This is a genomic window from Halorubrum yunnanense (genome assembly GCF_026586675.1).
Taxonomy (GTDB): Archaea; Halobacteriota; Halobacteria; order Halobacteriales; family Haloferacaceae; genus Halorubrum; species Halorubrum yunnanense.
Genome location: NZ_JAODIX010000111.1, coordinates 1 through 991, shown reverse-complemented (window position 1 = coordinate 991; position 991 = coordinate 1). Strand labels below are relative to the sequence as shown.

The 991-nt window shown below is 70.7% G+C and carries 2 protein-coding genes and 1 pseudogene; all 3 read left to right on the top strand.

Annotated elements, in window-relative coordinates; translation table 11 throughout:
- Nucleotides 1-315, top strand: a 315-nt coding sequence (locus N5096_RS16115; RefSeq protein ID WP_267665801.1) for a hypothetical protein, incomplete at its 5' end; no start/stop codon positions are given.
- Nucleotides 312-671, top strand: coding sequence for a hypothetical protein (locus N5096_RS16110; RefSeq protein ID WP_267665800.1), 360 nt, complete (start codon nucleotides 312-314; stop codon nucleotides 669-671). The genes N5096_RS16115 and N5096_RS16110, both read left to right, overlap by 4 nt.
- Before the next feature lie 3 nt (nucleotides 672-674).
- Nucleotides 675-991 (top strand): annotated as a pseudogene (locus tag N5096_RS16105) (metal-dependent hydrolase); the annotation flags it as partial.

Here is a 991-nt window from a genome sequence, read left to right as displayed (position 1 = left end):
CTCAAGTCTCAAATCCGGGCTTCTCAGGCTGCCATACTCGGCACGACCCTCGCCCGGTGGGAGCCGTCGACTGGGGTTGATCCCGAGGTGACGCGCGCACAGACACGCCGCGCGGCCGAACACCTCGCGGCGACGGGCGACCCGCTGGGGCGGACGGACCTCGTCGACGCCCTCGCGGACGGGGCCACGCTCGACACGGCGACATGGTGGGGGCGAGCGGTCAACCCCGGCCTCCGGTATCTCGCCGAGGAGGGGATCGTCGAGTATCGGGCGGCCGACGACACATATCGATGGACCGCCGAGGGGGGCACATGACCCGCGACGACGACGCCGAGGACGCCGACCGCGACGACACAGGTGGATTCGTCGATGAATGGGAGGACCACGAACACGGCGACGCCGAGCCGGTCCCGGAGAGCGACCCGCGACATATCGACCCGGCGGGGGACCTCGCCGACGCCGTCGAGAGCGGGGACCTCGACCTCTCGCTCGCCGACGACCAGGACGCCGAGGACCTCCGGGAGTTCGTCGACGCCGCCGAGAGCGGTGAGCTGGGACCGGCCGATCCCGGACTGGAGGCTCAGGTACGGATCGCCCGGGCGTTGCTCGGGGACGTCGACGACACCGACACCGACGACGTCGACGGCGACGGCGACGGGGGCGAGAGGTAACTCATGTACCGAAACGGGCACTACGGCGCCGCGCTGCTGGCATATACGCCGATCGGGACGGCGGCGATCCTCCTCGGGTCACCGAACGCGGCGACGGCGGGCGGTATCGCGACCGTGTTCCTCGCGACGGTCCCGGACCTCGATATGAAGATCCCGGGTGTCGCGCACCGCGGACCGACCCATACGGTTCACTTTGCGGCGACGGTCGGGATCGTCCTCGCCGCTCTCGCGTTCGCGGTCGCGGTAACGAGTGACCTCTCGCCGGTCGCGACGGTCGGCTCGACCGCGTTCGGGTTCCTCACGGGGAGCGTCGCGATCGG